At 70.5% G+C, this 783-nt stretch carries 1 protein-coding gene; it reads left to right on the plus strand.

What is annotated here, in order from left to right; translation table 11 throughout:
• Window positions 1–779 (plus strand): acetyl-CoA C-acyltransferase (locus tag CK944_RS22355; RefSeq protein ID WP_146038779.1); only part of this gene is annotated, 779 nt, incomplete at its 5' end.
• Window positions 780–783: the final 4 nt, after the last annotated feature.

Consider the following 783-nt stretch of genomic DNA (forward strand, 5'->3'; position numbering starts at 1 on the left):
ACACCACCATCGGCTGGCGCTTCGTCAACCCGCTGATGGCGGCGCAATACGGCGTGGACAGCATGCCCGAAACGGCCGAGAACGTGGCGGAAGAGTTTTCCATCAGCCGCGCCGACCAGGACGCCTTTGCGCTGCGCTCGCAGCAGAAGGCCGCGGCGGCCCAGGCCAACGGGCGTCTGGCGCAGGAAATCACCCCGGTCGAGATCGCGCAGCGCAAGGGCGACCCCAAGGTCGTGGACCGCGACGAACACCCGCGCGAGACCACGCTGGAGGCCTTGGCGGGGTTGAAGGCGCCCTTCCGCAAGGGCGGAACGGTCACGGCGGGCAATGCCTCGGGGGTGAACGACGGGGCGGCGGCGCTGATCGTGGCCTCGGAAGCCGCCGCGAAGAAGCACGGCCTGACCCCCATCGCCCGCATCCTGGGCGGGGCGGTGGCGGGCGTGGCCCCGCGCATCATGGGCTTTGGCCCGGCGCCCGCCTCGAAGAAGCTGATGGCAAGGCTGGGCCTGACCCCCGCCGATTTCGACGTGATCGAGCTGAACGAGGCCTTTGCCAGCCAAGGCCTTGCCACCCTGCGCGACCTGGGCATCGCCGATGACGATGGGCGCGTGAACCCCAATGGCGGGGCCATCGCCTTGGGCCATCCCCTGGGCATGTCGGGCACCCGCATCACCGGCACGGCGGCGCTGGAACTGGCCCGCATCGGCGGCAAACGCGCGCTCGCCACCATGTGCATCGGCGTGGGACAAGGCATCGCGGTCGCGCTGGAACGCGTGTGACAGG

It is taken from the genome of Paracoccus sp. SY, assembly GCF_002901215.1.
GTDB classification, from domain to species: Bacteria; Pseudomonadota; Alphaproteobacteria; order Rhodobacterales; family Rhodobacteraceae; genus Paracoccus; species Paracoccus acridae.